The 26848-nt window shown below is 61.2% G+C and carries 23 protein-coding genes; 10 read left to right on the top strand and 13 right to left on the bottom strand.

Features of this window, described 5'->3' with window-relative positions; all coding sequences use genetic code 11:
• Positions 1-129 precede the first annotated feature (129 nt).
• Positions 130-2787 carry a DNA gyrase subunit A gene (gene gyrA / locus C4J83_RS08540; RefSeq protein ID WP_106576873.1) on the bottom strand — a complete coding sequence of 886 codons (2658 nt, stop codon included), beginning with the start codon at positions 2785-2787 and terminating at the stop codon, positions 130-132.
• Between the two features lie 424 nt (positions 2788-3211).
• Positions 3212-4282: an S-methyl-5-thioribose-1-phosphate isomerase gene (gene mtnA, locus C4J83_RS08535; RefSeq protein ID WP_124416787.1), complete on the bottom strand. Its 1071-nt coding sequence runs from the start codon at positions 4280-4282 to the stop codon at positions 3212-3214.
• Positions 4283-4391: 109 nt separating this feature from the next.
• Between mtnA and C4J83_RS08530 the strand changes: the two genes are divergently transcribed.
• The 4 genes from C4J83_RS08530 (at position 4392) to C4J83_RS08515 (ending at position 8079) form a co-directional block, all read left to right on the top strand.
• Complete coding sequence (locus tag C4J83_RS08530) at positions 4392-5723, top strand: TRZ/ATZ family hydrolase (protein WP_106576875.1); 1332 nt, start codon at positions 4392-4394, stop codon at positions 5721-5723.
• A 63-nt stretch (positions 5724-5786) separates the two neighbouring features.
• On the top strand, positions 5787-6485 hold the full coding sequence (gene ubiG / locus C4J83_RS08525; RefSeq protein ID WP_003189760.1) for a bifunctional 2-polyprenyl-6-hydroxyphenol methylase/3-demethylubiquinol 3-O-methyltransferase UbiG: 699 nt from the start codon (positions 5787-5789) through the stop codon (positions 6483-6485).
• A gap of 4 nt (positions 6486-6489) precedes the next feature.
• Complete coding sequence (gene mupP, locus C4J83_RS08520) at positions 6490-7161, top strand: N-acetylmuramic acid 6-phosphate phosphatase MupP (RefSeq protein ID WP_106576876.1); 672 nt, start codon at positions 6490-6492, stop codon at positions 7159-7161.
• Positions 7162-7338: 177 nt separating this feature from the next.
• Entirely contained in the window at positions 7339-8079 is a 741-nt protein-coding gene (locus C4J83_RS08515; RefSeq protein WP_124416786.1) for a YciK family oxidoreductase, read from the top strand.
• Positions 8080-8231: 152 nt separating this feature from the next.
• Here C4J83_RS08515 and C4J83_RS08510 read toward each other — a convergent pair whose 3' ends face one another.
• Genes C4J83_RS08510 through C4J83_RS08485 form a run of 6 tightly spaced genes read right to left on the bottom strand, consistent with a single transcriptional unit; the run spans position 8232 to position 14389 of the window.
• Positions 8232-9746, bottom strand: coding sequence for an ABC transporter substrate-binding protein (locus C4J83_RS08510; protein ID WP_119739268.1), 1515 nt, complete (start codon positions 9744-9746; stop codon positions 8232-8234).
• On the bottom strand, positions 9728-10747 hold the full coding sequence (locus C4J83_RS08505; RefSeq protein ID WP_106576879.1) for an ABC transporter ATP-binding protein: 1020 nt from the start codon (positions 10745-10747) through the stop codon (positions 9728-9730). Before C4J83_RS08505 ends, C4J83_RS08510 begins: the two co-directional genes overlap by 19 nt.
• Positions 10744-11700: an ABC transporter ATP-binding protein gene (locus C4J83_RS08500; RefSeq protein WP_106576880.1), complete on the bottom strand. Its 957-nt coding sequence runs from the start codon at positions 11698-11700 to the stop codon at positions 10744-10746. Before C4J83_RS08500 ends, C4J83_RS08505 begins: the two co-directional genes overlap by 4 nt.
• The gene (locus C4J83_RS08495) at positions 11697-12554 is read right to left on the bottom strand and encodes an ABC transporter permease (protein WP_124416785.1); all 858 of its coding nucleotides are present in this window, start codon (positions 12552-12554) and stop codon (positions 11697-11699) included. Before C4J83_RS08495 ends, C4J83_RS08500 begins: the two co-directional genes overlap by 4 nt.
• Positions 12551-13498, bottom strand: a complete 948-nt coding sequence (locus C4J83_RS08490; RefSeq protein ID WP_106576882.1) for an ABC transporter permease — start codon at positions 13496-13498, stop codon at positions 12551-12553. The genes C4J83_RS08495 and C4J83_RS08490 overlap by 4 nt, the downstream gene beginning before the upstream one ends.
• 3 nt (positions 13499-13501) lie before the next feature.
• A complete protein-coding gene (locus C4J83_RS08485; protein ID WP_124416784.1) occupies positions 13502-14389 on the bottom strand; it encodes a proline iminopeptidase-family hydrolase in 888 nt (295 codons plus the stop codon).
• Between the two features lie 183 nt (positions 14390-14572).
• Here C4J83_RS08485 and C4J83_RS08480 point away from each other — a divergent pair, with 183 nt between their 5' ends.
• Complete coding sequence (locus C4J83_RS08480; protein ID WP_119739256.1) at positions 14573-15337, top strand: LuxR family transcriptional regulator; 765 nt, start codon at positions 14573-14575, stop codon at positions 15335-15337.
• Between the two features lie 93 nt (positions 15338-15430).
• Complete coding sequence (locus C4J83_RS08475) at positions 15431-16363, top strand: proline iminopeptidase-family hydrolase (RefSeq protein ID WP_106576885.1); 933 nt, start codon at positions 15431-15433, stop codon at positions 16361-16363.
• 99 nt (positions 16364-16462) lie between these two features.
• Here the strand turns inward: C4J83_RS08475 and C4J83_RS08470 are convergent, their stop codons facing one another.
• On the bottom strand, positions 16463-17965 hold the full coding sequence (locus C4J83_RS08470; protein ID WP_119739254.1) for a nucleobase:cation symporter-2 family protein: 1503 nt from the start codon (positions 17963-17965) through the stop codon (positions 16463-16465).
• Positions 17966-18123: 158 nt separating this feature from the next.
• Here C4J83_RS08470 and C4J83_RS08465 point away from each other — a divergent pair, with 158 nt between their 5' ends.
• The gene (locus tag C4J83_RS08465) at positions 18124-18957 is read left to right on the top strand and encodes a nucleoside-binding protein (protein ID WP_119739252.1); all 834 of its coding nucleotides are present in this window, start codon (positions 18124-18126) and stop codon (positions 18955-18957) included.
• A 129-nt stretch (positions 18958-19086) separates the two neighbouring features.
• Here C4J83_RS08465 and punC read toward each other — a convergent pair whose 3' ends face one another.
• A complete protein-coding gene (punC, locus tag C4J83_RS08460) occupies positions 19087-20271 on the bottom strand; it encodes a purine nucleoside transporter PunC (RefSeq protein ID WP_106576888.1) in 1185 nt (394 codons plus the stop codon).
• A gap of 122 nt (positions 20272-20393) precedes the next feature.
• On the opposite strand from punC, the gene punR reads away from it, so the two are divergent.
• Positions 20394-21308, top strand: a complete 915-nt coding sequence (gene punR / locus C4J83_RS08455) for a DNA-binding transcriptional activator PunR (protein WP_124416783.1) — start codon at positions 20394-20396, stop codon at positions 21306-21308.
• Positions 21309-21435: 127 nt separating this feature from the next.
• Here punR and C4J83_RS08445 read toward each other — a convergent pair whose 3' ends face one another.
• Positions 21436-22605 carry an aspartate aminotransferase family protein gene (locus C4J83_RS08445; RefSeq protein WP_124416781.1) on the bottom strand — a complete coding sequence of 390 codons (1170 nt, stop codon included), beginning with the start codon at positions 22603-22605 and terminating at the stop codon, positions 21436-21438.
• A gap of 103 nt (positions 22606-22708) precedes the next feature.
• On the opposite strand from C4J83_RS08445, the gene C4J83_RS08440 reads away from it, so the two are divergent.
• Positions 22709-23614 (top strand): LysR family transcriptional regulator, encoded by a 906-nt coding sequence (locus tag C4J83_RS08440; RefSeq protein WP_124416780.1) that lies wholly within the window; start codon positions 22709-22711, stop codon positions 23612-23614.
• Here the strand turns inward: C4J83_RS08440 and C4J83_RS08435 are convergent.
• Together C4J83_RS08435 and fabV are read right to left on the bottom strand one after the other, a co-directional pair.
• A complete protein-coding gene (locus C4J83_RS08435; protein ID WP_124416779.1) occupies positions 23611-24234 on the bottom strand; it encodes an HAD family hydrolase in 624 nt (207 codons plus the stop codon). The genes C4J83_RS08440 and C4J83_RS08435 overlap by 4 nt on opposite strands.
• 209 nt (positions 24235-24443) lie before the next feature.
• On the bottom strand, positions 24444-25637 hold the full coding sequence (fabV, locus tag C4J83_RS08430; RefSeq protein WP_106576894.1) for an enoyl-ACP reductase FabV: 1194 nt from the start codon (positions 25635-25637) through the stop codon (positions 24444-24446).
• 273 nt (positions 25638-25910) lie between these two features.
• Between fabV and C4J83_RS08425 the strand changes: the two genes are divergently transcribed.
• Positions 25911-26735 (top strand): aspartyl/asparaginyl beta-hydroxylase domain-containing protein, encoded by an 825-nt coding sequence (locus C4J83_RS08425; RefSeq protein WP_106576895.1) that lies wholly within the window; start codon positions 25911-25913, stop codon positions 26733-26735.
• Positions 26736-26848: the final 113 nt, after the last annotated feature.

Genomic DNA, 26848 nt, shown 5'->3' with positions numbered 1-26848 from the left:
CATCTCTTGTGAATGTCAGTCCGCTTTCGCGAGCAAGCCCGTTCCCACACTCGATCTCCACAGCTGTCGATATTTCCGTTCGGACAAACAACAAGGGGGCGAATCTTCATCCGCCCCCTGTGTGTCCGCTTATTCCTGCGGTTCTTCTTCGTCTGCGGCAGCATCGAGGGTTGGCTCGTCGACGTTGTCATCGCCAGCTGCGATCACCTCGCCGTCGAATTCCTCACCTTCTTCCAGCTCTTCGCCTTCAACTTCCGACGGTTCCTGCACCCGCTCCAGGCCGACCAGTTTTTCATCCTTGGCCAGCTTGATCAGGGTCACACCCTGGGTGTTACGGCCCAGGCTCGACACTTCGGCTACACGGGTACGCACCAGGGTGCCCTGGTCGGAAATCAGCATGATTTCCTCGCCATCGAGCACCTGGACCGCGCCGACCAGACGGCCGTTGCGATCGTTGCTGACCATGGCGATAACGCCCTGGCCGCCACGCTTGTACTCCGGGAACTCGGTAATCGCGGTGCGCTTGCCATAACCACGCGCCGAAGCGGTGAGGATCTGGCTGCCTTCTTCCGGAATCAGCATCGAAATCAGCTTCTGCCCTTCTGGCAGACGCATGCCGCGCACACCGCGGGCGGTACGGCCCATGGCACGTACGTCGGATTCCTTGAAGCGCGTTACTTTGCCGCCGTCGGAGAACAGCATGACTTCACGCTCGCCGTCGGTAATGGCAGCGGAGATCAGCACGTCGCCTTCGTCCAGTTCCAGGGCGATCAGGCCTACGCTGCGCTGACGGCTGAAGGATTCCAGCGGGGTCTTCTTCACGGTGCCCTTGGCGGTAGCCATGAAGATGAAGTGACCTTCGGTGTACTCATCGACCGGCAGCATGGTGGTGATGTATTCGTCACTGTCCAGCGGCAGCAGGTTGACCAACGGGCGACCACGGGCGGCACGCGAGGCTTCCGGGATTTCGTAGGTTTTCAGCCAGTACACTTTGCCTTTGCTGGAGAACAGCAGCAGCGTGGTGTGGCTGTTGGCGACCAGCAGGTGAGCAATGTAGTCCTCATCCTTCACGCCGGTAGCCGATTTGCCTTTACCGCCACGACGCTGGGCCTGGTACGCAGCCAACGGCTGGGTCTTGGCATAGCCACCGTGGGAGATGGTCACCACGCGCTCTTCTTCCGGGATCATGTCACCCAGGGTCAGGTCGAGGCGGGCGTCAAGGATTTCGGTGCGACGCACATCGCCGTATTCGGCGCGGATCACTTCCAGTTCTTCGCGGATCACTTCCATCAGGCGCACGGCGCTGCTGAGGATGCGGATCAACTCGCCGATCTGGTTGAGGATTTCCTGGTACTCGGCCAGCAGCTTCTCGTGCTCCAGACCGGTCAGGCGGTGCAGGCGCAGTTCCAGAATGGCCTGGGCCTGTTCCGGCGACAGGAAATACTTGCCGTCACGCAGACCGTATTGCGGGTCGAGGGTCTCAGGGCGGCACGAGTCGGCGCCGGCGCGCTCAACCATCGCCACAACGGCGCTGGATTCCCACGGCATCTTGATCAGCGCTTCTTTAGCTTCCGACGGCGTCGGCGAAGCCTTGATCAGGGCGATGACCGGGTCGATGTTCGACAGAGCAACGGCCTGGCCTTCGAGGATGTGACCACGTTCGCGCGCTTTACGCAGTTCGAACACGGTACGGCGGGTAACCACTTCGCGGCGGTGACGCACGAAGGCTTCCAGCAGATCCTTGAGGTTCAGGATGCGCGGACGGCCGTCGATCAGTGCAACCACGTTGATACCAAACACGCTTTGCAGCTGGGTCTGGGCGTAGAGGTTGTTGAGGATCACCTCAGGCACTTCGCCACGACGCAGCTCGATCACCACGCGCATACCGTCTTTGTCGGACTCGTCGCGCAGCTCGGTGATGCCTTCCAGCTTCTTCTCTTTAACCAGTTCGGCGATCTTTTCGATCAGACGCGCCTTGTTCAACTGGTAAGGCAGCTCGGTGATGACGATCTGTTGACGGCCACCGACCTTGTCGATGTCTTCGATGATCGAGCGGGCGCGCATGTAAATGCGGCCGCGACCGGTGCGGTAGGCTTCGATGATGCCGGCGCGACCGTTGATGATCGCGGCGGTCGGGAAGTCCGGACCGGGGATGTATTGCATCAGCTCATCGACGGTCAGCTCGGGGTTGTCGATAAGCGCCAGGCAACCGTCGATGACTTCACCGAGGTTGTGTGGCGGGATGTTGGTCGCCATGCCCACGGCGATACCGCTGGAGCCGTTGACCAGCAGGTTGGGGATCTTGGTCGGCATGACGGCCGGGATCATTTCGGTGCCGTCGTAGTTCGGCACCCAGTCCACGGTTTCTTTGTGCAGGTCGGCCAGCAGCTCGTGCGCCAGCTTGGTCATGCGCACTTCGGTGTATCGCATGGCCGCAGCGTTGTCGCCGTCGACCGAACCGAAGTTGCCCTGGCCGTCTACCAGCAGGTAGCGCAGGGAAAACGGCTGCGCCATCCGAACGATGGTGTCGTACACCGCAGTGTCGCCGTGAGGGTGATACTTACCGATCACGTCACCGACAACACGGGCAGATTTCTTGTACGGCTTGTTCCAGTCGTTACCCAGCTCGCTCATCGCGAACAGCACACGCCGGTGCACGGGCTTCAAGCCATCGCGCGCATCAGGCAGTGCCCGACCGACAATTACGCTCATCGCGTAGTCGAGGTAGGACTGTTTCAGCTCGTCTTCGATATTGACCGGGAGGATTTCTTTGGCCAGTTCGCCCATGAGAAGCCTGATTCCTTTTTCGGGTGAAACCTCGTCACATCCTATGGGACGAACGAAGCTCGCCGCTGCCGGCAGAGTGCCTGACAACGACTTACGACAAATCAACGAGTTATGACACGGATCTGCACGTTATGGGCAGCCCCTTGAGGCAGCCCTGGAAACCGCCGGATGTTATCACAATCGCCGCCACGCACCTATCCCCCAGATGCGCATGGAGCATAGTTAGTTGACGGATGACGGGCCTGAGGGCGACGAGAGGGGCTCAGAGGTGGGGTGGTGCTGTTTTTTGAGGGCAGATCCAAGGGTTTTATTGACTTATAAGGCCAATCGGGGGCAAGCGCCCTCCCACACTCGACGTGTGAACACAGTCAAAATGTGGGAGGGGGCTTGCCCCCGATAGCAGCCTGACAGTCACCAACCCCCCTCAATGCAGGCGCTTACGGCACATCAACTTGGCCAGCTTGGCGGTGTCCGGGCGCTCGACGATGCCTTTTTCGGTCACGATCACATCAATCAGATCAGCCGGGGTGACGTCGAACACGGGATTCAAAGCTGCCACATCCAACTGTTGCCCCATGACGTCCAGCAACTCACCGGGATCACGCTCCTCCAGGGCGACGTCTTCACCCGTGGCCATCATCAAATCGAGTGTCGAGCTGGGCGCCACCACCATAAAGCGCACGCCATGGTGCATCGCGCATACGGCCAACTGATACGTGCCGATCGTGCCGACCACATCACCGTTGGCGGCAATGCAGTCGGCGCCGACCACCACCCAGGTCACGCCCTTGGTCTTGAGGATATGCGCGCCAGCCGAGTCAGCATTCACCGTGACCGCAATACCCTCGCCTGCCAGCTCCCACGCCGTCAGCCGCGAACCTTGCAGCCAGGGGCGCGTCTCGTTGACATAGACATGCTCGACCAACCCTTCCAGAAACGCGGCGCGTATCACCCCCAAGGCCGTGCCGACCCCGCCTGTGGCCAGTGCGCCGGCATTGCCGTGGGTCAGGATCGCCTGGGCGTTGCCCTGGTGCTTGCGAATCCGCTCGAGGCCCAACTGGGCCATGACCACATTGGCCTCTCGATCACTTTCATGGATCGCAATCGCTTCCGCTTCCAGCGCCGCCAGCGGGTCGGCGTGCTTCTTGATGCGGTCCAGGCGATCGCGCATGCGCTTCAAGGCCCAGAACAGGTTCGCGGCTGTCGGACGGCTGTCAGCCAACAGTGCGTAGTCTTCTTCCCACGCGGCCTGCCAGTCGCCGCCTTCAGCGATGCGTTCACGCGCGGCGAGCACCAGGCCATAGGCGGCGCTGATACCAATGGCCGGCGCGCCGCGCACCACCATCGCGCGTATGGCATCGGCCACTTCAACCACAGTGGTGCAGGCAACCCAGGACTCCCGAGACGGCAAGGCACGCTGATCGAGCAGGTGCAGCGCGCCATCACGCCATTCGATGGCCTTCACTTTCTCCGCTGCTAACAGTCGGTCGCGCATCCCTTACCCCGCACTCATGAACAAAAGCCGCCGATTATAGCGATCCGCCAGCCAGGACGCTCGGGTATACTTCGCCCTTCTTTTATAGCTGCCCGGGAAGAAGCCTGCGATGACCTCCACTGCCGCCCCGCTCGACTTATTGCTGCTGCCGACTTGGCTGGTACCTGTCGAACCTGCCGGCGTGGTGCTCAAGGAACATGGCCTGGGCATCCGCGATGGTCGCATCGCCTTTATCGGGCCACGGGCCGCGGCATTGAAGCTGGCCGCCACCGAGGTGCGCGAGCTGCCGGGCATGCTGCTCAGCCCGGGCTTGATCAACGCCCACGGCCATGCGGCGATGAGCCTGTTTCGCGGGCTGGCCGACGATCTGCCGCTGATGACCTGGCTGGAAAAACACATCTGGCCCGCCGAAGCCAAGTGGGTCGATGAAGCCTTCGTGCGCGACGGCACCGACCTGGCCATCGCCGAGCAGCTCAAGGGCGGCATCACCTGCTTCTGCGACATGTACTTCTACCCCAAGGTCGCCAGCGACTGCGTGCACAACAGCGGCATGCGCGCGCAGATCGCGATTCCGATCCTCGACTTCCCGATTCCCGGCGCCAGCACGGCCGACGAGGCGATTCGCCAGGGCGTCGAGCTGTTCGGCGACCTCAAGCATCATCCGCGCATCCGGATCACCTTCGGTCCCCACGCGCCGTACACCGTGTGCGATGAAAACCTGGAAAAAATCCGGATAATTGCCGAAGAGCTGGACGCCTCGATCCACATGCACGTGCACGAAACCGCCTTCGAAGTGCAGCAAGCCGTCGAGCAGACCGGCGAACGCCCGCTGGCGCGCCTGGGCCGCCTCGGCCTGCTCGGTCCACGCTTCCAGGCCGTTCATATGACCCAAATCAGCGAGGACGACCTGGCTTTGCTGGTAGAAAGCAACACCAGCGTCATCCATTGCCCGGAATCGAACCTGAAACTGGCCAGCGGCTTTTGCCCGGTGGAGCGTCTGTGGCAGGCTGGCGTCAACGTGGCGATCGGCACCGACGGCGCCGCCAGCAACAATGACCTCGACCTGCTGGGCGAAACCCGCACCGCCGCCATGCTGGCCAAAGCCGTCGCCGGTTCGGCCACGGCTCTGGACGCCCACCGCGCCCTGCGCATGGCCACGCTCAACGGCGCGCGCGCCATGGGCCTGGAAAGCGAGATTGGCTCGCTGGAGGTCGGCAAGGCTGCCGACATCGTGGCCTTTGATCTTTCGGGGCTGGCGCAACAACCGATCTACGATCCGGTCTCACAGCTTATCTATGCCACCGGACGCGATTGCGTGAAACACCTTTGGGTCGCCGGCAAGCAGTTGCTCGACGACCGGCAATTGACCCGCATGGATGAACAACAGTTGACCGCCACGGCCATTGCCTGGGGCCAACGCATCAGCGGGCACAGCGAATAACGCAGGGTTTGCACCTACGCTTGAACACCTGCAAACCGATTTATCAGATTTAGAGGATTCACCATGAGCAACGTCGACCACGCCGAAATCGCCAAATTCGAAGCCCTGGCTCACCGCTGGTGGGACCGCGAAAGCGAGTTCAAACCCCTGCATGACATCAACCCGCTGCGGGTCAACTGGATTGACGAACGCGTCAACCTGGCCGGCAAAAAGGTACTCGACGTCGGTTGTGGCGGCGGCATCCTCAGCGAAGCGATGGCCCAGCGTGGCGCCACCGTGATGGGCATCGACATGGGCGAAGCCCCACTGGCCGTCGCGCAACTGCACCAGCTGGAATCCGGCGTGAGCGTGGAATACCGCCAGATCACCGCCGAAGCCCTGGCCGAGGAAATGCCCGAGCAGTTCGACGTGGTCACCTGCCTTGAGATGCTCGAGCACGTGCCAGACCCCTCCTCGGTGATCCGCGCCTGTTTCCGCATGGTCAAGCCAGGCGGCCAGGTGTTCTTCTCCACCATCAACCGCAACCCCAAGGCCTACCTGTTCGCGATCATCGGCGCCGAATACATCATGAAGTTGCTGCCGCGCGGCACCCACGACTTCAAGAAATTCATCCGCCCTTCCGAGCTGGGCGCCTGGAGCCGCCAGGCCGGGCTTACCGTCAAAGACATCATCGGCCTGACCTACAACCCGCTGACCAAGCACTACAAGCTGGCCAACGACGTTGACGTCAACTACATGATCCAGACCCTGCGCGAGGAGTAAGCCTGTGAAGTTGCGAGCGGTTCTCTTCGATATGGACGGTACGTTGCTGGACACCGCGCCGGACTTCATCGCGATCTGCCAGGCGATGCGCGCCGACCGCGGCCTGGCGCCGATCAACGACCAGCACATCCGCGATGAAATCTCCGGCGGCGCGCGGGCGATGGTTGCCGTGACCTTCTCGATGGACCCGGAATCCCCAGGTTTTGAAGCCCTGCGCCTGGAGTTTCTGGAGCGCTACCTCAAGGGCTGCGCGATCCACAGCAAGCTCTTCGACGGCATGGAAGAACTGCTGCAGGACATCGAAAAATCCAACCTGGTCTGGGGCGTGGTCACCAACAAGCCGCTGCGCTTTGCCGAACCGATCATGCAGCAACTGGGCCTGGCCGAGCGTTCGGCGCTGCTGATCTGCCCGGACCACGTGAAGAACAGCAAGCCAGACCCGGAGCCGCTGATCCTGGCGTGCAAGATGCTCGACCTGGACCCTGCCAGCGTGCTGTTCGTGGGCGATGACCTGCGCGATATCGAGTCCGGCCGCGACGCCGGCACCCGCACCGCAGCGGTCACGTTCGGCTACATCCACCCGGACGACAACCCCCGCAACTGGGGCGCCGACGTGGTCGTGGACCACCCGTTGGAGCTGCGCAAGGTGCTGGATAACGCACTGTGCAGTTGCTGATTGTTAGACGATCTCGCCAACACTCAGATCAATGTGGGCGCTGGCTTGCCTGCGATAGCGGTCTGCCAGCCAGCCCATCTGGAGACAGGCACTGTGCTATCGCAGACAAGCCAGTTCCCACCTGAAATGGATTCCACTTCAAGAGCTGTAACATCTTGAATTCTGTCGAGGCTATTTATGTTTGATTACTGCGCACGTCCAGAACTGCTCAAAGGCCGGGTAATCCTGGTGACCGGCGCCGGTCGCGGGATTGGCGCGGCGGCGGCGAAAACCTATGCCGCCCATGGCGCCACCGTGCTGTTGCTGGGCAAGACCGAAGCCAACCTGGCCCAGGTGTATGACGAAATCGAAGCCGCGGGCCAACCGCAGCCAGTGGTGATTCCCTTCAACCTGGAGACCGCACTGCCCCATCAATACGATGAGCTGGCCGCGATGATCGAAAAAGAGTTCGGCCACCTCGACGGCCTGCTGCACAACGCTTCGATCATCGGCCCGCGCACGCCGATCGAGCAGTTGTCCGGTGAGAATTTCATGCGGGTGATGCACGTCAACGTCAACGCAATGTTCATGCTGACCAGCACGCTGCTGCCGCTGCTCAAGCTGTCCCAGGATGCGTCCGTGGTGTTCACCTCCAGCAGCGTCGGGCGCAAGGGCCGTGCCTACTGGGGCGCGTACGGCGTGTCGAAGTTCGCGACTGAAGGCTTGATGCAAACCCTGGCCGATGAGTTGGAGGATGTCGCGTCGGTGCGCTCCAACAGCATCAACCCAGGCGGCACCCGCACCAGCATGCGTGCACAGGCGTATCCAGGCGAAAACCCGATGGAAAGGCCGGCGCCGGAATACATCATGCCGGTGTACCTGTACCTGATGGGGCCGGACAGTGCGGGCGTCAATGGGCAGGCGTTTGATGCGCAGTAAAACCTGACACAGCACAAATCAAACTGTGGAACCGGGTTTAAGTGGGAGCTGGCTTGCCTGCGATGGCCTCACCGCGGTGTAGCTGACATACCGAGTGGATGCCATCGCAGGCAAGCCAGCTCCCACATTGTTTTGCGGTGTATCTGGGAGGGTTAGTTTTTCACTACTTCTTCCAGGGTGAAGCGCCCCAGCGGGTTTTGCAGGAAGTTGCTCACATTCTTGCGTGAGATGTTGATGTACGGGCTGTAGTACAGGTCGATCCAGTTCACATCCTGTTTTGCCAGTTTCTGCAACTCGATGTACATCTGCTCACGCTTGACCGGATCAGCCTCGATCCGCGCAGCCGCCACCAGCTCCTTGACCTTGTCGTTCTTGTAGCGGGTCATGTAGTTCTGGTTGGTGTCGTGGCCCAGCACGAAAGTGGTTTTCTGGTCCGGGTCGAGAATGTCGTTGGTCCAGTACATCACCGAAATATCGTACTCACCGTCCACCAGCATCTGCCAGCTTTGAGTCGGGTCAACTTTCTGCAGGTTGGCGGTCACGCCGACCTTGGCCAATTGGTCCTTGATGATCACCGCAATCTGCTCGTCGGCTTCGTTGCCGGCGTTGACCACGTAGTTGAGCTTCAAGTCCTTGGCACCGGCCGCCTCCAGCAGCTTCTTGGCGGCGGTCGGGTCATACGGGCGTTGCAGGTTGTTGGCGTAGTGGTACAGCGAGCCTTTCGGGATGTAGGAATAGGCCACGGTGCCCTGACCGTAAGTGGCGGTCTTGACCAGCGATTGTTTGTCGATGGCCATGTCCAGCGCCTCGCGCACTTGCGGTTTGGCCAGCAAGCCGTGGGCGTGGTTGATCAGCAAGTGGTCTTCGCGGGTCGACGGATCGGAGTGGATCACCACGTTCTTGTCTTTTTTCAGCTCTTCCACGCGGGAGAACGGTACGAAGATCGCTGTGTCGAGCTCGTTGTTCTGCACCATGCGCATGCGTGTGTTGTCGTCGGTGACCGATACCCACTCAACGCCATCCAGGCTCACGTTGTTGGCCTGCCAGAAGTTCGGGTTCTTTTTCAGAATCACCCGGTCGCCCTTGCGCCACTCGTCCACGGTAAACGCGCCGGACGTCACCGGGTTTTCCGAGTAAGCGTCTTCGCCCATCTTGGTCATGGCTTTTTCCGACAGGATCGACACCGTCGGCGACGCCAATTGCGAGAGGAAGGCTACAGCCGGAGTTTTCAGGGTGACGACCAGGGTGTGCGGGTCCGACGCCTTGGCCGTGTTGATCAGGCTGAACGGGTCGCTCCACAACGAGGCCTTGTTGTCGCGGATACGCAGCAGGCTGAACGCTGCGTCGTCGGCGGTGATCGGCGAGCCGTCGGAGAACTTCGCGTCGCGCAGTTTGAAGGTGTAGGTCAGGCCGTCCTTGGAAATGTCCCAGCTTTCTGCCAGGCCCGGCTCCATCTTGGTGCCCAGGTTATCCACGCGCACCAGCGTGTCGTAGACGTTGGCGAACACCCAGGTGTCGCGGTTTTGCGCGCTTTTGATCGGGTCAAACGTGGTGCTGTCTTCACGGCAGCCGATGGTCAGCACACCGGCGGCCTGGGCCAGGCCGGCAGTAAGGGACCACGCGGTCAACGTAGCGGCGGCGAGCAACTTCAAGTGGCGCGATTGCATGTCATAACTCCTTGTTCATGAATGGCAGAAGGGGTGAGTGGCGCTTCAAGCACGCAACTGTATCGATGCTCGTGCAGGAAATGCGTCGGCGGCAACACCACGGAACACATCGTTCGGGCGAACCGGCAACGCGGGTGAAAGGCGCAGCCTGTGGGCAAATTCAGCGGGCTCGGTGGCTCACCGGGCAAAGGTTCTGCAGGCAACGGCCGATGCGGATCGATCTCGGGGATCGCCTCGATCAGCGCCGCCGTGTACGGATGGCGCGGTGCGGTAAACACCGCTTCCACCGGGCCTTCCTCGACGATTTTGCCCAGGTACATCACCGCCACGCGGTCGCACAGGCGCCGCACGATGGCCAGGTCATGGGCGATAAACAGGATCGCCAGGTTCATGCGCTGCTGCAGTTCCAGCAACAGGTTGATGATCTGGCCCTGGATCGACACATCCAGCGCCGCCACGCATTCATCAGCGATGATCAAGCGCGGTTCCACCGCCAGCGCCCGCGCGATGCCGACACGCTGGCACTGGCCGCCGCTTAAAGAGCCGGGTTTGCGGCTGGCCAATTCGGGGCGCAGGCCGACCAGATCGAGCAGTTCATTCACGCGGGCCGGTATCTGCTGCGGCGCCACTTTGCGCTGTACGCGCAACACTTCGGCAAGGGTTTCGCCGATGGTGTGGCGCGGGTTCAATGCGGCGTACGGGTCCTGGAAGATCATCGCGGTTTCATGGCGCAGGCGGGCGATATCGATAGCGCTGCCATGGGCCATGTCGACGCCATCGAACAGCACCTGGCCGGCGCTGATCGGGTTGAGGTGCAGGATCGCCCGGCCGAGCGTGCTCTTGCCGCTGCCGGACTCGCCAACCAGCCCCAGGGTTTCACCGGCGGCCAGGTTCAGCGAGACACCATTGACCGCCCTCACCCACTGTTTATGCAGGCCAAACAGGCCCGTACCGGGCGCCGCGAAACGCACCTCAAGGTCCTTGATCTGCAACAGGCTCATGATCGGTCTCCCAAGGGATAGTGGCACGCCACCCGCGCGCCTTGGGGTAACAACTGCGTGCACAAGGCGCCCGCCTGCGCACAGCGCGGGTTGAAGCGACACCCTTGCGGCAATGCGTCCAGCAACGGCGGCTGGCCGGGAATCGTGCGCAGCAACGCGTGCCCACTGCTGTGGGCAGGCTGACAATCAATCAGGCCGGCGGTGTACGGGTGTTGCGGGTTGGCCAGCAACTCGTATTTGCTGCCGTGCTCGCACAGGCGCCCGGCGTACATCACCGCGATGGAATCACAGGTTTGCGCCACCACACCGAGGTCGTGGGTGATCATGATGATCGACAGGCCGCGCTGATCGCGCAGCTCCAGTAACAGGCGCAGGATTTGCGCCTGTACGGTGACATCGAGGGCGGTGGTCGGCTCGTCGGCAATCAGCACTTCAGGATTACAGCCCAACGCCACAGCGATCATCGCGCGCTGGCGCATGCCGCCGGAAAACTCGTGGGGGTAGTTGTCGACCCGCGCCTTGGGATCGGGAATGCCGACCTGGCGCAGCACGTCGATGGCTTGCAGGCGCGCGTCTTTTTTCGACGCGCCCTGGTGCAGGCGAATGCCCTCGGCGATCTGCTCGCCGATGCGCATCAACGGGTCCAGATGGCTGCTGGGGTTCTGGAAAATCATGCCCAGTTGCCCGCCTCGCACGGCGCGCATGCCGGCCTCGTCCAGCGTCAACAGGTCCTGCCCGGCCAGGCGCACGGCAGCGCCTTGCACGCGCAAGTTGGGCGAGGGCAGCAGGCGCATCAACCCGCGACAGGCCAGGGTCTTGCCCGAGCCGCTCTCGCCCACCAGGCCAAGGATTTCACCCTCGGCCAAATCAAAGGACACGCGGTCGACCAAGGTGACATCGCGCCCGGCATTGTTGGCGATCACGCTGAGGTCACGCACTTGCAGCAGGCTCATGCGCGATCCCCCAACACTTGCGCCACGCCATCGGCGAGCAGGCTGAAGCCCATGGCCAGCGTGACGATGGCCAGGCCCGGAAAGGTGCAAATCCACCAGGCCGTGGTGATAAACGCCTGCCCTTCGGCCACCATCGTGCCCCACTCGGCGGTCGGCGGTTGCACGCCCAGGCCCAGGTAACTCACGGCGGCGCCATTGAGCAGCACCAGCACGGCGTCGGACATGGAAAACACAATCGAACCGAACATGGCGTTGGGCAGCAAATGCCGGAACAGAATGCGCCCATGGCCAAAGCCCAGGCTTTTGGCGGCCAGCGCAAACTCGCTTTCCTTGAGCACCAGGATCTGCGAGCGGATCAGCCGCGCATATGACACCCAGCCCACCAGCGCCATGGCGATATAAAAGCTTTTCAAGCCTGGGCCGAGAATCGCCATGATCGCCAGCATCAACACAAGAAACGGGAATGCCAGGATCACGTCGATCACGCGCATGCAGAAGCTGTCGAAACGCCCGCCGATGTAGCCCGAAACCGCGCCGACAAAGGTGCCGATCATGAACGGGAAAATCACCCCGACAATCGCCAGTTGCAGGTCGATGCGCGCGCCCCAGATCACGCGTGAAAGGATGTCCCGGCCGTAGTTATCCGTGCCGAACGGGTGCGCCAGGCCAGGCCCGAGCAAACTGATGTCAGTGTTCTGCGCAATCGGGTCAAAGGGTGCGAGCCACGGTGCAAACAGCGCCAGGGCCAACCACACCAGCAGGACCAGCAGGCCCCACGCCGCCGTCAGCCGGCCATTGCGAAAACCAAAACGCAGGCGCAAACGCCACGGAGCAATCAGTGGGCGGCCGCTCATTGCATCTTCACCCGTGGATCGAGGGCCACCGTCACCACGTCGGCAACGAAGTTGACCACCACCGTCGCACAGGCCAGCACCATGGCCACGCCCTGCACCACCATGTAGTCACGGGTGAAAATGCCGCGCACCAGCAATTGGCCGATACCGGGAATCGCGAACAGGCTTTCGATCACCACCGTGCCGCTGATCAGCCAGCCGATGTTCACCGCCAGCAGGTTGACCGCCGGCACCAGCGAATTGGGCAACACATGCCGACGGAACACAGCAGCTTCCGACAGCCCACGCGCGCGGGCGGCGGTGACGTGATCGGCCTGCAACTCCATCAGCATGCTCGCGCGCAGGTTGCGCACCAGCACCGCCGACAGCGCCAGGGCGATGGTCAGGCACGGCAGCAGCATATGGTGGGCCTTGTCCAGCCAGGTGCGGCCGTAGCCAGACACCGGGAACAGGCCCCACTTCACACTCAGCAACAGAATCAACATCAAGCCCAGCCAGAACGCCGGCATGCCCAGGCCGACGGTGGTGAACACACGGATTAGGTTGTCCGCCCATCCGCCCTTATTACGCGCCGCCCACGTCGCCAACGGCAGCGCGATCAACAGCGCCAGCAGCACACTGCCAAGCACCAGCACCAGGGTCGGCTCGATGCGGGTGACGATCAGCTTCAAGGCATCGACTTTGTACAGCAGCGATTGGCCGAGATCGCCCTTGAGCAGGTTCTTGAGGAAGTAGAAGTATTGCAGCCACAACGGCTGATCCAGGCCGTATTGGGCGCGGATTTTCAGCAAGGCATCCGGTGTACTGCGCGAGCCGAGCAAGGCCCGGGCCGGGTCGCCCGGGATCGAGCGCACCAGCACAAAGGTGATCAGGCTGATGCCAAACAGCACCGGCAGCAATTGCAGCGGCCGGGACAGCACAAAACGGTAGCGCGCCAGGTTCATCTGTCAGCCCCGGTGACGCGCGAGGAAGTCCAGCAGCACCGGGAAGTACGCGTGGGGCTCCTCATAAAAAGGCATGTGGCTGCTGTTGGGGAACACGTGCAACTCGGCATGCCTGGCGGCCAGCTTCATGCGATGCGCGCAGGCGGGCGTGAGCTCATCGTGCTGGCCGGTGGTGATCAGGATCGGCATCTTGAACTCGGCCATCTCGGGGATGCGGTTCCAGTCCTTGAGGTTGCCGATGTAGAGGAATTCGTTGGGGCCTTGCATGGTTTCGTACGGGCCCATGTTCCAGTCGCCGAGCGAGCGCTTGACCGGCTCCGGCCATTCATCCAGGCGGCAGACGTGGCGGTAGTTGAGCAAGGTGATGGCGGCCTGGTACTGCGGGTGGTCCAGGGTGCCCATGGCTTCATGACGCTGCATCATGGCCACGGTTTCGCTGCCGAGGGCACCGCGCAGGCGTTCGAGTTCCTGGGACAGGTGCGGGATGTCGCCGACAGTGTTTTCGAGGATCAGGCTTTTCAGCGCATCGGGGTAATGGATGGCGTATTCGATGCCCAGCCAGCCGCCCCAGGAATGCCCGAGCAGGTGCACGCGGCCCAGGCCGAGGGCCTGGCGCACGGTTTCGACTTCTTCGACATAACGGCTGATTTCCCACAAGGAAACATCAGTCGGTCTGGCTGATGCGCCGGTGCCAAGCTGGTCGAATGCAACCACTCGCAGGTTATGCGCTTTGAGCCAGCCATGGGCGTCGCGCAAGTAGTCACACGGCAGGCCCGGGCCGCCATTGAGGCACAAGAGCACCTCATCGCCAGCGCCAAAGCTGTAGACCACGAGGTTATGGCCGTCGACTTGCACGTTGTACTGCTGGTCGGGGGCAATTTCACGCCACATGCATACATTCCTTGTGTTGTATCGGCCTGGCGGGTAGCGGCCGTTTATCAGGCCAACACTACCGAGGATGCCGTGCGTCCATAACCTAGTATTTCTTATAGGTTTGGCCTGGCAGTCCTTCGCCGGGGCGTGGCATTCTACTTGCCGCAAGTCGAGATTCAAATGAATTCGGGAGCAGAACGGATGCTGACCAGGCTGACTGCCTTCAATAATCGTCTGATGCCGGGCAGGAGCCTGGATGAACAGATGGACAATACCTTTATCCTGGCCCAGCAGCTGGGCTTCGACGCGCTGGTGTACGACTACACGCCGGTGCCCATCGACCAGGACGGCTCGCTGATCACGCCCTCGGTGCTGGAGCTGCGCAACACGCCGCCCGACTGGCATGCGTTATGGTGCAGCGAAGGGTTTTACCAGATCGACCCGGTGCAACACCTGGCCCTGAGCACGGTGTCCCCGTTCGTATGGTCCTACGAGGCAAAAGCCCAGACCGCGCTGCAGAAAATCATCGACCCCTGCCACGCCCCCGTGTCTTCTTACCTGCATGAACGCCAACTGACCTGCGGCGTCAGCGTGCCGATTCACCTGCCTCGCGGTGGTTTCGCGTCACTCACCGGCTTGCGCACCGGCAAGGCCAGCACGGTGTTGAAGGATGCGCAGCAGACCCTGGCGGACTTCAGCCTGATCACCCATGCCCTGCAGGAAGCGGCTTACCCGCTGTTCAGCAAAGAGCTGCGCACTTACCCGCATATTCACCTGACCAAACGCGAGCGTGAATGCCTGAAATGGGCTGCCGATGGCCTGACCGCTGCCGAAATCGCCACCCAGTTGAGCCGCTCGCTGGCGGTGGTCACCCTGCACCTGGCCTCGGCGATGCACAAGTTGGGGGCCAAGAACCGCGTGCAGGCGGTGGTTCGCGCCACGCATTACCGCTTGCTGGAAGACTGAAACTTCGGCAAAACCTAGCTGTTTTGCTAGTTACTTAAACCTCGTGTGCGGACTATCGTATCCCTGATCCTTTTTTTCAGAGCAGGGTACGAAATGGAATTCATCGAGAAAGTCCGCGAAGGTTATGCGGCATTCGGCGCCTACCAGACCTGGTACCGCGTCACTGGCGACCTGACCACCGGCCGTACACCGTTGGTGATCATCCACGGCGGCCCCGGCTGCACCCATGACTATGTCGACGCCTTCAAAGACGTGGCTGCCAGCGGCCATGCGGTGATTCACTACGACCAGTTGGGCAATGGCCGCTCCACCCATTTGCCGGACAAAGACCCGTCGTTCTGGACCATCGGCCTGTTCCTTGAAGAGTTGAACAACCTGCTGGACCACCTGCAGATCAGCGACAACTACGCGATCCTCGGGCAATCCTGGGGCGGCATGCTCGGCAGCGAGCACGCGATTCTGCAGCCGAAGGGCTTGCGCGCGTTTATCCCGGCCAACTCGCCCACCTGCATGCGCACGTGGGTCAGCGAAGCCAACCGCCTGCGCCAACTGCTGCCTGAAGGCGTGCACGAAACCCTGCTCAAACACGAACAGGCCGGCACCTACCAGGACCCGGAATACCTCGCCGCCTCGCGGATTTTTTATGACCAGCACGTGTGCCGTGTCATACCGTGGCCGGAAGAAGTGGCCCGCACCTTCGCAGCGGTGGACGCCGACCCGACGGTGTACCACGCCATGAGCGGCCCGACCGAGTTTCACGTGATTGGCAGCCTCAAGGACTGGAATGTGATTGGCCGCCTGTCGGCGATCAATGTGCCGACCCTGGTGATTTCCGGCCGACACGACGAGGCGACGCCACTGGTGGTCAAGCCGTTTCTGGATGAGATCGCGGACGTGCGCTGGGCGCTGTTTGAAGATTCCAGCCACATGCCCCACGTGGAAGAGCGCCAGGCGTGCATGGGGACCGTGGTGAAGTTTCTGGATGAGGTGTGCTCAGTGCCGCACAACGTCCTCAAGGCGGGCTAATTCCACTGTGGGAGCGGGCTTGCTCGCGAATGCTGGGTGTCAGTCAATGAAGGTTTCGACTGATCCAGCGCATTCGCGAGCAAGCCCGCTCCCACATTTTTAGACTTCGGTGGTTTCAGGTTTTACGGCCTTCCTTGGCACGTCAGCCACCACCGGAATTTCTTTCCCTTCAGCATCAAACAACTTGCCGCCGCTGAAGTAATCCCCATCGCGCAATGCCGCCACATCGTGGAAGCACAAACTGCGCTCAGTGCCCGCCACGAACACCGACTGCTGGTCCGAGTTACCCGCGGTGAAGTGGTTGAACGCCAGGTTCAGCAGGATCGCCATGATCGCCGACGAACTGATGCCCGAGTGGAAAATGGTCGCGAACCAGGTGGGGAAGTGGTCGTAGAAGTTCGGCGCCGCGATGGGGATCATGCCGAAGCCGATAGACGTGGCCACGATGATCAGGTTCATGTTGTTGCGGTAATCCACCTTGGACAGCGTGCGAATACCACTGGCCGCCACGGTGCCGAACAGCACGATGCCGGCGCCGCCGAGCACCGATGTCGGCACGGCCGCGATCACCCGGCCCATAAACGGCAACAGCCCCAGCACCACCAGAAACACCCCGCCCGTGGCCACCACAAAGCGGCTCTTTACCCCGGTCACTGCCACCAGTCCGACGTTCTGGGCGAACGCGCTTTGGGTGAATGAACCGAAGATCGGCGCGAACATGCTCGACAGCATGTCGGCGCGCAAACCATTACCCAGGCGCTTGGAATCGACCTTGGTGTCGATGATCTCGCCCACCGCGAGGATGTCCGCCGAGGTTTCCACCAGGGTGACCATCACCACGATGCACATGGAAATGATTGCCGCCACATGAAAGGTCGGCATGCCGAAATGGAACGGCGTGGGGAAGCCGAACATGGGCCCCTGGGCCACACCGGAGAAATCCGCCATGCCCAAAAACACCGCGATCACAGTGCCGATCACCATCGCCAACAGAATCGACAGCCGCGAAATGGCCGCGCTGCCGATCTTGCTCAGCAGCAACACCAGCACCAGGGTCAACGCGGCGAGGCCGATATTGGCCATGCTGCCGAAATCCGCCGCGCGGCTGTTGCCGCCCATGGCCCAGCGTGCCGCCACGGGCATCAGTGTGAGGCCAATGGTGGTGATCACAATGCCGGTGACCAACGGCGGAAAAAACTTGGTGATCCGTGAGAACACCGGCGTGATCAGCAAGCCGATAAACGACGCGGCCATCACCGCGCCGAGAATCGCCGGTAGTCCGCCGGCGCCATCACTGCCGACTATCGCCACCATGGTCGCTACACCGGCAAAGGACACGCCCTGCACCAGCGGCAGCTGGCAGCCAAAAAATGGCAGGCCCAGGGTCTGCAACAGCGTGGCCAGGCCACCGGCAAACAGCGACGCGGCGATCAACAGGCCGATATCCGCCGGCGACAAACCGGCCGCCTGGCCGACGATCAACGGCACGGCAACGATGCCGCCGTACATGGTGAGCACATGCTGCAGGCCGTAAGCCATGTTGGCGGCGGTGCCAAGATTCTCATCTTCTGGCCGCTGCGGTGACGCCTTAGGGATAGTCATGGTGAGGGGTTCTCTGTTTTTGTTGTGCGAACACTGTATGCAATGTTTGGACTGTATGTCCATAGAGTTGTATACAATCAATCGAACAAGATACCCTCCATCGGCGTTACAAAAACAATCCGGCCGTCATGAGCCAGAACGCCAAAGGACCTAAAACAATGAAAAAGGCATTACAGGGCGCAACCGTTGCATTGACCCTTCTCGGCGGTGGGGAGGCTGTCGCGGTGGAATGGATGAACAACAGCGTAGGATTTCGCTATGGCCAACACTTCACCAATCCGAACAACCCCGATGACTTCAGCAAACGCATCTACAGCTTTACCCACGCCAGTGGCTACCAATACGGCAGCAACTACCTGAACCTGGATGTGTTCCTGTCCGACAGCCACGACCCGCGCAAGGGCACCGACCATGGCGGCAGTGAGGTCTACGCCGTTTACCGGCATCAACTGTATGCATCGCGGGTGTTTGATGTGCCGCTCGGCACTGGGTTGATCAAGGATTACGCGCTGACGCTGGGCTTTGATGCCAACCGCAACAACAACGTCGCCTCAGCCAAAAAGCGCGCACTGGTGATCGGCCCGACGCTGAAGTTCAACACGGTCGGTGTGTTGGACCTGAGCCTGATGTACTACAAGGAAAAGAACCACACCGGCATCCCCGGCGCGCAGGAGTCAAACCATACGTTTGACGACACCTTCATGCTCAACCTGACGTGGATGCGCCCGTTCGACATCGCCAACCATGCGGCGAAATTCCAGGGTTTTATCAATTACGTTGGGGAAAAAGGCGAGGACTACCATGGCCGCGACACCGCGCCAGAAACGCTGATGCGCACCGCGCTGATGGTGGCGGTAAGGCCGGGTAAAAGTGTGAAGCCGAACCTGTATCTCGGGGTGGGCTATGAGTACTGGCACAACAAGTTCGGCGTGGACGGCGGCCGGGGAACTCGGACTTCCACGCCAACGCTGAACATGGAAGTCACGTTCTAACCCCTGAAGAAACCCAATCAACTGTGGGAGCTGGCTTGCCTGCGATGCAGGCACCTGGGTACTTCGGAATCACCGACTCGATGCTATCGCAGGCAAGCCAGCTCCCACATTTTTGATCGCAGTGCAGATTTAAGCGTTTGCGAGTTCCGAGTTATCCGTCTTCGGCCGCGCCAGCCAATACCCCAGCACCGCCAACGGCGCCGTTGCGAGCATCACGATCACGGTGATCAGCAACGGCTGGTCAATCATCGACGACACCAGCAGGCTGCTGAGAAAGCACAGCCCCAGCTGCAAGGTGTTTTGCAGTGCCGCTGCCTTGCCGGAATTTTCCGCAAACGGCATCAGCGCATTCGCCACCACGATCGGGTAACTGGCACCGTTGACCAGCGCCATCAGGCAGAACGGGATCAGCAAGGTGGTCAGGGTGGGCACGGTCAACGTGGCGACCAGGTACAACGCCACCATGCTGATGCAGTACGCCACCAGTAACCAGGGCAGCAGGGTTTTGCCCTGATAGCGCTGCAATGCGCTGCGGCAGCTGTAACCACCGATCAGAAACGCCAACGTCGGCAGCACGTAGCTCAGGCCAATGTCATTCGGGCTGTAACCCATGTCGCCCAGGATGAAGGGCGAGGCCGTCAACCAGGCAAAGAAACTGGCCGAGCAGGCTGCGAAGATCATCACGTTGCCGGTGAACACGCGGGAGGTCAGCAACTGCCCATAACCGAGGCGCGAAGGTTCGCCCTCCTCTGCCCGACGTTTGGGCATTTTGCGCAGCAACAAAGTCGGCAGCAGCAACAGCAGCGACACGCCCAGCAGTACACCGAAGATCGCCTGCCAGCCGAAGTGATTCAACACCATGGCGCCCAGCAACGGCGCCAGGGCCGGTGACAGCGACATCAGCGGCATGATGCTGGCGAACACGCGATGCGCCTTATCGGCCGGGTATCGGTCGATCACCAGTGCCTGCCAGCTCACCGCCGCAGAACACACGCCAATCGCTTGCATAAAACGCAACGCCAGCAGTTGCGGCGCGGTTTCGACCCAGAACATGCCCAGGCAACCCACTACAAACAGGCTCAGGCCCGCCAGCAGTATCGGCTTGCGCCCGAGGCGGTCGGACAACGGCCCCCACAACAACTGCCCCACCGCAAAACCGGCGAGGAAAATACTCAAGCTGGCGCCCACAGCGCCCGCACTGATCTGCAACTGCTCGCCCATGGCGCCGAACGCCGGCAAGTACATATCCATGGCGAGATAACCGAGCATGCTCAGCCCCGCCAGGTACCACGTGAAACCAAAAGAATTTTTCATTGAAGCCTTGCTGACCTTGCCATCAAACTATTTGCTGACTGGCGCCCATTATGAAGCTGACAGTGTGGGTGTGAAGCGATAATAATTGGACACCTCTATCAAATATTTTGAAGGCAACCATCATGTGGTCCGAGTACTCGCTGGATGTGGTGGATGCCGTGGCGCGCCACGGCAGCTTCAGCGCGGCCGCCCAGGAACTGCACCGCGTGCCTTCGGCCATCAGCTATACGGTGCGTCAGCTCGAGGAATGGCTGGCGGTGCCGCTGTTTGTGCGGCGCCATCGTGACGTGGAGCTGACCCCGGCCGGCCGTCTATTTATAGACGAAGCCCGCGGCGTGATGAAAAAAATGCTCGGTACACGGCGTTTGTGCCAGCAGGTGGCGAATGGCTGGAGCGGCCAATTGAAGGTTGCGGTGGATTCCATCGTCAAACCCCAGCGCTGCCGGCAGCTGGTGCTGGACTTCTATCGGCAGTTTCCCGAGGTGGAATTGCTGTTGGAATACGAGGTGTACAACGGCGTATGGGATGCCCTGGCCGATGAACGCACCGACATTGTGATCGGCGCCACCAGCGCGGTGCCGGTGGCCAGCCACTTCACCTTTCGCGACATGGGCCTGCTGAACTGGCTGTGTGTGGTCAGCGCCAGGCATCCGCTGGCGGCGCTGGACGGCTTGCTCAGTGACGATCAACTGCGGCCGTTCGCCTCGCTGTGCATGACCGACACCTCGCGCAACCTGCCCAAGCGCGACACCTGGACCCTGGATAACCAACGCCGGCTGGTGGTACCCAACTGGTCCTCGGCGCTTGATTGCCTGCGCGATGGCCTGTGCGTGGGCATGGCGCCGGCGCATCAGGTGTTGCCGTGGATCGAACGTGGCGAGCTGGTCGCGCTGCAATTGCGCCGGCCGTTCCCGGCCAGCCCGTCGTGCGTGGCCTGGGCGCAGAGCAAATTGTCGCCGGCGATGAGTTGGTTACTGGAGTACCTGGGCGATACCGACACCATGAATCAGGAGTGGCTCAACGGCCCAGATCTGTGAAAGTCACACGGATTCAATGTGTGCATGTGTGGGAGCTGGCTTGCCTGCGATGCAAGCGCCTCGGTCTTAATGTCAGACCGAGGTGATGCTATCGCAGGCAAGCCAGCTCCCACACTTTTACCGGGTTTCAGTCCAATAAGCGGGCGATGGCCCTTACGATCATCTCTACCTCCTTGGCCTCCAGCGTCAGCGGCGGCAGCAGGCGGATGATCTTGCCGCGCGTCACGTTGATCAAAAGCCCATGTTCGTGCGCTGCGCGATAGGCCAGATCGCGGTAAGGCTGTGCCAGTTCGATCCCGACCATCAGGCCTTGCCCGCGAATCGCCAGCACCTGCGGGTGCTCGCTTAACTCCACACGCAGGCGCGCCAACAGCCGTTCGCCCTGTTGCGCGGCGTTCTGCAGCAGGCCTTGCTCTTCAATAATGTCCAGCACCGTGCAGCCCACGCGGCAGGCCAGCGGGTTGCCGCCGAATGTGCTGCCGTGGCTGCCGGGTGTGAACAGCTGGGCCACAGCGGCCCGGGCCAGGCAGGCGCCGATGGGCACGCCATTGCCAAGGCCTTTGGCCAGCGTCATCACGTCCGGCACGATGCCTTCATGCTGGAACGCAAACCATGCGCCGGTGCGGCCGATGCCGGTCTGGATCTCGTCGAGCATCATCAGCCAGCCGTGGCGCGTGCAATGCTCGCGCAGGGCTTTCAGGTAGCCGGGCGGCGCTGGCAGCACGCCACTCTCGCCCTGGATCGGTTCCAGCAGCACCGCGGCAATGCGCGGGCCGAATTGTTGCGTGATGGCTTCCAGCGCCGCCAGGTCGCCAAACCCGACCTTGAGAAAATCCCCCGGCAAGCGCTGAAACCCCAGGCGCACCGACGGCCCGTCGCTGGCCGCCATGGTGCCGAGGGTGCGCCCGTGAAACGCATTTTCCATCACGACCACCAGCGGCTCTTCGATGCCCTTTTTCCAGCCATGCAGCCGAGCGAGTTTCAGCGCTGTTTCGTTGGCTTCGGCGCCGGAGTTGTTGAAGAACGCACGGTCAAGGCCAGACAACTGTGCCAGGCGCTGGGCCAGCCGTTGCTGCCAATCAATGTTGTAGAGGTTGGAGGTGTGCAGCAGCAGGCCCGCCTGTTCACTGATCGCCGTCACCAGCCGAGGGTGGGAGTGCCCGACATTGGTCACCGCCACGCCGGCGACCGCGTCGAGGTATTCACGGCCCTGCTGGTCCCACAGGCGCGTGCCCAGGCCGCGGGTGAAGCTCAGGGCCAAGGGTTGATAGGTGGTCATCAGGCAGGCGGCGGTCATGGTGGCAAGCTCCAGTGCATCATAGTGATGGCACCAGTATCGTTAGCCACCCGAGCTGGATAAACTGCGCATTCCTGTAATGACTTTAAACCAAGGCTTGATAATGGATCTGTTCCAGGCAATGTCGGTGTACGTCAAGGTGGTGGAGAGCGGCAGCATGACGGCCGCCGCGCAGGAATGCGGGATGTCGACCACCATGGTCGGCAATCACCTCCGCGCCCTGGAGCAGCGCCTGGGCGTCAGCCTGCTCAAGCGCACCACGCGCAAGCAAAGCCTCACCGAGTTTGGTGGGCAGTATTACCAGCGCTGCCTGGAGGTACTGGGGCTGGTTGCCGACTCTGAAGTATTGGCGGAGCAGGCCCACAGCGAAACGCCCAAGGGCAACCTGCGCATTACCGCGCCACCGGTATTCGGCACCGAACGCCTGACGCCTGCCCTGAGCGAATTTTCTCAGCGCTACCCGCTGATCAACCTCTACGTGGTGCTCAGCAACGAGCGGATGGACCTGGTCGACAGCGGCTTCGACGTAGCAATCCGCCTTGGCGAGCTGGAAACCTCCAGCCTGATCGCCCGGCCCATGCAGGCCTACACCCTCACCCTCTGCGCTTCACCGGATTACCTGGCACGCCGCGGCACGCCGCAGACACCCAGTGACCTGCAGCACCATGACTGCCTGGCGTTCGCCTACCCCGCGACCGACAACTGGCGCGACTCCGACAAACTGTGGCGCCTGACTGGCGAGGAAGGCGAGGTGGAGGTGCCGGTGTCCGGGTCATTGACCATCAACAGCTCGCAAGGCCTGCGCCAGGCGGCCCTGAACGGCATGGGCATCATCATGCTGGCCGATGCCCTGGTACAGCCGGACCTGGAGAGCGGCAAGCTGGTAGCCTTGTTAACGTCCTACACGCTACCCCGCCGCCCCATGCACCTGCTTTACAGACAGGACCGCTACCGCCTGCCCAAGCTGCGCGCCTTTGTGGATTTCGCCATGGAAAAATGGGCGCGCTAGAAGTCCACGCCCAACGCCCGCAGGCGCGCCGCAGTACGCTCGGCCGACACGTGATGAATACCTTGCCAACCGAGGGCGACGGCGGCCTCGACATTGCCCGCCACGTCGTCGATAAACACCACCTCGCCCGGCTGGATATCCGGCAGATGGGCGCGCACCTGGCTGAGGCTCGCGTGATAGATCGCCGCGTCCGGCTTGATTTGCTTCAGCTCGCCGGAGACCACAATGTCGCGCAAATACTGCAGGAACGGGTAGTTGGCCCGCGCATAGGGAAAGGTTTCAGCCGACCAGTTGGTGAGCCCGAACAGCGGCATATCGGCTTGATGCAACGCCTCGAGAATCGCCACACCTTCTGGCAACGCGCCGCGCAGCATTTCGTGCCAACGGTCGTAATAGGCCTGGATCAAGGGTGCGTGTTCCGGGTACTGCTCGATCAGGTGGCGCGTGCCTTCGGCCAGGCTGCGACCGGCGTCCTGCTCGGTGTTCCAGGCTTGGGTGCAAATGGTGTCGAGAAAGTGTTGCCGCTCGTGATCGTCGGCAATCAGCTGGCGGTACAAGTGGTGCGGGTTCCAGTCGAACAGGACACCGCCGAAATCAAAAACTACTGCACGAATCGTCATCAGATCCTCCGTTAGCGTGGCTTGATAGCCGCAGGAGTCTGGCAGATTAAGGACAGTGGCGGGAGCCCGATGGCGTGTAGGAGGGTTTTGAATTCACACAAAGCAAATGTGGGAGCGCTCTTGCTCGCGAAAGCGGAGTGTCAGCCCCTGTATCTGATACTGACATACCGCATTCGCGAGCAAGCCCGCTCCCACATTTTGGACCGTGTTTAGGCTTGGATCAGACCTTTGATCTTCACGGTCGGATTCACATCAGCTTCGTAATCAACGCCGTCGATTTCAAAACCGAACAAACGCAGGAACTCAGCCTTGTAACCGGCAAAGTCGCTGATTTCGTTAACGTTGTCGTCAGTCACCTGGTTCCACAGCGCCGCCACGGCGTCCTGGACTTTGGGCTCCAGCTCAGCCAGGTCGGCACGCAGGCGGCCGTCGGCATCCAGCTTCGGCTCTTTGCCGTACAGGCTGTCCTTGAACAGGCCGTAGACCTGCTCGATGCAGCCTTCGTGAGTGCCCTGCTCTTTCATCACTTTGAACAGCAGCGACAGGTACAGCGGCATGATCGGGATCGCCGAACTGGCCTGGGTGACCACCGCCTTGAGCACCGACACACGGGCGTCGCCCTTGAGTGCAGCAAGGTTGTCGCGCAGGGTCAGGACTTTCTTGTCGAGGTCTTTCTTGGCTTCGCCGATGGAGCCGTTCCAGTAAATGTCCTGGGTCAGCTTTTCACCAAGGTAGGTGAAGGCGGTGGTCTTGGCGCCTTCAGCCAGCACGTCGGCGTCACGCAGCGCGTCGATCCACAGCTGCCAGTCTTCGCCGCCCATGACTTTCACGGTGCCGTCGATTTCTTCCTGGGTCGCAGGCTCAAGCGTGGTATCGACCACAACGCCTTTGTCGGTATTGATACCGCGCAGGGTCACGGCCTTGCCGATCGGCTTGAGGGTGGAGGTGTGCACCACGCCTTGCGGGTCGGTACGGCGTGGCGCGGCCAGGCTGTACACCACCAGGTCGATTTTGCCGAGATCTTTCTTGATGGTTTCGATGGTCAGGCGCTTGATCTCGTCGGAGAACGCGTCGCCGTTGATGCTCTTGGCGTACAGGCCTTTTTCAACGGCAAACTTCTCGAACGCTGCGCTGTTGTACCAGCCGGCGGAGCTCAGCTTGCCTTCTTCGCCTTCTTTCTCAAAAAACACACCCAGGGTATCGGCGCCGCAGCCAAACGCAGCACTGATGCGCGCGGCCAGGCCGTAACCGGTGGAGGCGCCGAGGACCAGCACCTTCTTTGGGCCGCCTTCGATGACGCCATGCTGGGTGACGTAGTCGATCTGCTCTTTGACGTTCGCTTCACAGCCAACAGGGTGAGCGGTCACACAGATAAAGCCACGAACCCGCGGTTTGATGATCATAAAATTTCTGCCTCTTCCAAGGTGCCGAAGGCCAATGGTGGCCATTCAACTTAATCGTACCGGTCTATGACGTCCAAAAAACCGAAGCGTCACGATAGTCGCAAATCTTCTGTTTACAAAATCCAATCAACAAAAGGCCGGATACGCCACCGGGCGGGTTAAAAACTGTGCCAGGCCTTCACAATTTCGCAATATTTAAAACGCCCAGCGCCGCCGGAACCCACTATCATGGCAACATTGTTTCGCTTTGTTTCAGGTTCGGAGCCACGCTTCATGAGTAAAAGTGCTGTTCAAAAAAAGCTGGTCTCAGCCGCCTGGGTGCTGGGCGTTCTGTTGTTCATGTACTGCTTCCCGCGCACCACCCTGGTATTTCTGTTGCTGGTGCTGTTCTGCGGCATTTATGACTTCCTGCGCAACGGCCTGTACGACCGCGACACGATCAAGAAATACTTCGTCGGCAACGGCCGCAACACGTGGATATTGGCGCCGTTCAATACCCTGTTCGACCTGTTCAGCCTGCGCAACCGCCACGTCTACACCATGAACGACCTGCCGCCCGCCTGGCGTGAAGACCTGCAGCAGGTAATCGACGACGCCATGGCCCACAAGGACGAAATCATCGGTTACCTGGACGAACGCATGGCCGAGAAAAAGCGCGGCATGTTGTTTTTCCAATGGTACGGCCGCCCGATCGAAACCACGCTGGACATCCCGCAGCTGCGCAAAAAACTGCCGTTCGTGAAGACCATCGGGGTGTCGGTGTTCAACGAAAACCGCTCGACGTCGTTCCACTTCGGCCCGCTGCGCATGATGTTCCGAGTGCTCTACAACATGGCGCCGGCGCCGCACCACGAGGGTGTTTACATCCAGGTGGGCAAACACAAGCATTATTGGCACGACGACCCGCTGTTTATCTTCGATGACACGCTGATGCACGCGTCCTTCAACAAGAACGACGCCAAGCGTTACTGCCTGTTCATCGATATTGTGCGGCCGACCTTGCTGCCCTCCGTGCTCAACGCCGTGATCTCGGGCTTTGCCGGGCTGGTGTTCACCCTGCGTCGGGTTTTCTACAAAAACTGGAAGCTGATTCAGTAAGTTCTGCGGCATGATGGTGCTGGACGGAGTTTGCGCACGGCCTCATGCCTGCCAAACTGTGCGTCTCGTGCGACCGAGTTCGGCGCTCACCATTCTCCAGCCATCGCCACCCC

The sequence above is a fragment of the Pseudomonas sp. LBUM920 genome (assembly GCF_003852315.1).
Taxonomy (GTDB): Bacteria; Pseudomonadota; Gammaproteobacteria; order Pseudomonadales; family Pseudomonadaceae; genus Aquipseudomonas.
The sequence above is the reverse complement of the archived record's forward strand: the minus strand, read 5'-3'. Positions and strand labels throughout refer to the sequence as shown.

What these genes read in the sequence shown, in the direction of transcription:
- gyrA (WP_106576873.1), bottom strand. Translation starts at nt 2,787, where the DNA reads ATGGGCGAACTGGCCAAAGAAATCCTCCCGGTCAATATCGAAGACGAG.
- mtnA (WP_124416787.1), bottom strand. Translation starts at nt 4,282, where the DNA reads ATGCGCGACCGACTGTTAGCAGCGGAGAAAGTGAAGGCCATCGAATGG.
- C4J83_RS08530 (WP_106576875.1), top strand. Translation starts at nt 4,392, where the DNA reads ATGACCTCCACTGCCGCCCCGCTCGACTTATTGCTGCTGCCGACTTGG.
- ubiG (WP_003189760.1), top strand. Translation starts at nt 5,787, where the DNA reads ATGAGCAACGTCGACCACGCCGAAATCGCCAAATTCGAAGCCCTGGCT.
- C4J83_RS08515 (WP_124416786.1), top strand. Translation starts at nt 7,339, where the DNA reads ATGTTTGATTACTGCGCACGTCCAGAACTGCTCAAAGGCCGGGTAATC.
- C4J83_RS08510 (WP_119739268.1), bottom strand. Translation starts at nt 9,746, where the DNA reads ATGCAATCGCGCCACTTGAAGTTGCTCGCCGCCGCTACGTTGACCGCG.
- C4J83_RS08505 (WP_106576879.1), bottom strand. Translation starts at nt 10,747, where the DNA reads ATGAGCCTGTTGCAGATCAAGGACCTTGAGGTGCGTTTCGCGGCGCCC.
- C4J83_RS08500 (WP_106576880.1), bottom strand. Translation starts at nt 11,700, where the DNA reads ATGAGCCTGCTGCAAGTGCGTGACCTCAGCGTGATCGCCAACAATGCC.
- C4J83_RS08495 (WP_124416785.1), bottom strand. Translation starts at nt 12,554, where the DNA reads ATGAGCGGCCGCCCACTGATTGCTCCGTGGCGTTTGCGCCTGCGTTTT.
- C4J83_RS08490 (WP_106576882.1), bottom strand. Translation starts at nt 13,498, where the DNA reads ATGAACCTGGCGCGCTACCGTTTTGTGCTGTCCCGGCCGCTGCAATTG.
- C4J83_RS08485 (WP_124416784.1), bottom strand. Translation starts at nt 14,389, where the DNA reads ATGTGGCGTGAAATTGCCCCCGACCAGCAGTACAACGTGCAAGTCGAC.
- C4J83_RS08480 (WP_119739256.1), top strand. Translation starts at nt 14,573, where the DNA reads ATGCTGACCAGGCTGACTGCCTTCAATAATCGTCTGATGCCGGGCAGG.
- C4J83_RS08475 (WP_106576885.1), top strand. Translation starts at nt 15,431, where the DNA reads ATGGAATTCATCGAGAAAGTCCGCGAAGGTTATGCGGCATTCGGCGCC.
- C4J83_RS08470 (WP_119739254.1), bottom strand. Translation starts at nt 17,965, where the DNA reads ATGACTATCCCTAAGGCGTCACCGCAGCGGCCAGAAGATGAGAATCTT.
- C4J83_RS08465 (WP_119739252.1), top strand. Translation starts at nt 18,124, where the DNA reads ATGAAAAAGGCATTACAGGGCGCAACCGTTGCATTGACCCTTCTCGGC.
- punC (WP_106576888.1), bottom strand. Translation starts at nt 20,271, where the DNA reads ATGAAAAATTCTTTTGGTTTCACGTGGTACCTGGCGGGGCTGAGCATG.
- punR (WP_124416783.1), top strand. Translation starts at nt 20,394, where the DNA reads ATGTGGTCCGAGTACTCGCTGGATGTGGTGGATGCCGTGGCGCGCCAC.
- C4J83_RS08445 (WP_124416781.1), bottom strand. Translation starts at nt 22,605, where the DNA reads ATGACCGCCGCCTGCCTGATGACCACCTATCAACCCTTGGCCCTGAGC.
- C4J83_RS08440 (WP_124416780.1), top strand. Translation starts at nt 22,709, where the DNA reads ATGGATCTGTTCCAGGCAATGTCGGTGTACGTCAAGGTGGTGGAGAGC.
- C4J83_RS08435 (WP_124416779.1), bottom strand. Translation starts at nt 24,234, where the DNA reads ATGACGATTCGTGCAGTAGTTTTTGATTTCGGCGGTGTCCTGTTCGAC.
- fabV (WP_106576894.1), bottom strand. Translation starts at nt 25,637, where the DNA reads ATGATCATCAAACCGCGGGTTCGTGGCTTTATCTGTGTGACCGCTCAC.
- C4J83_RS08425 (WP_106576895.1), top strand. Translation starts at nt 25,911, where the DNA reads ATGAGTAAAAGTGCTGTTCAAAAAAAGCTGGTCTCAGCCGCCTGGGTG.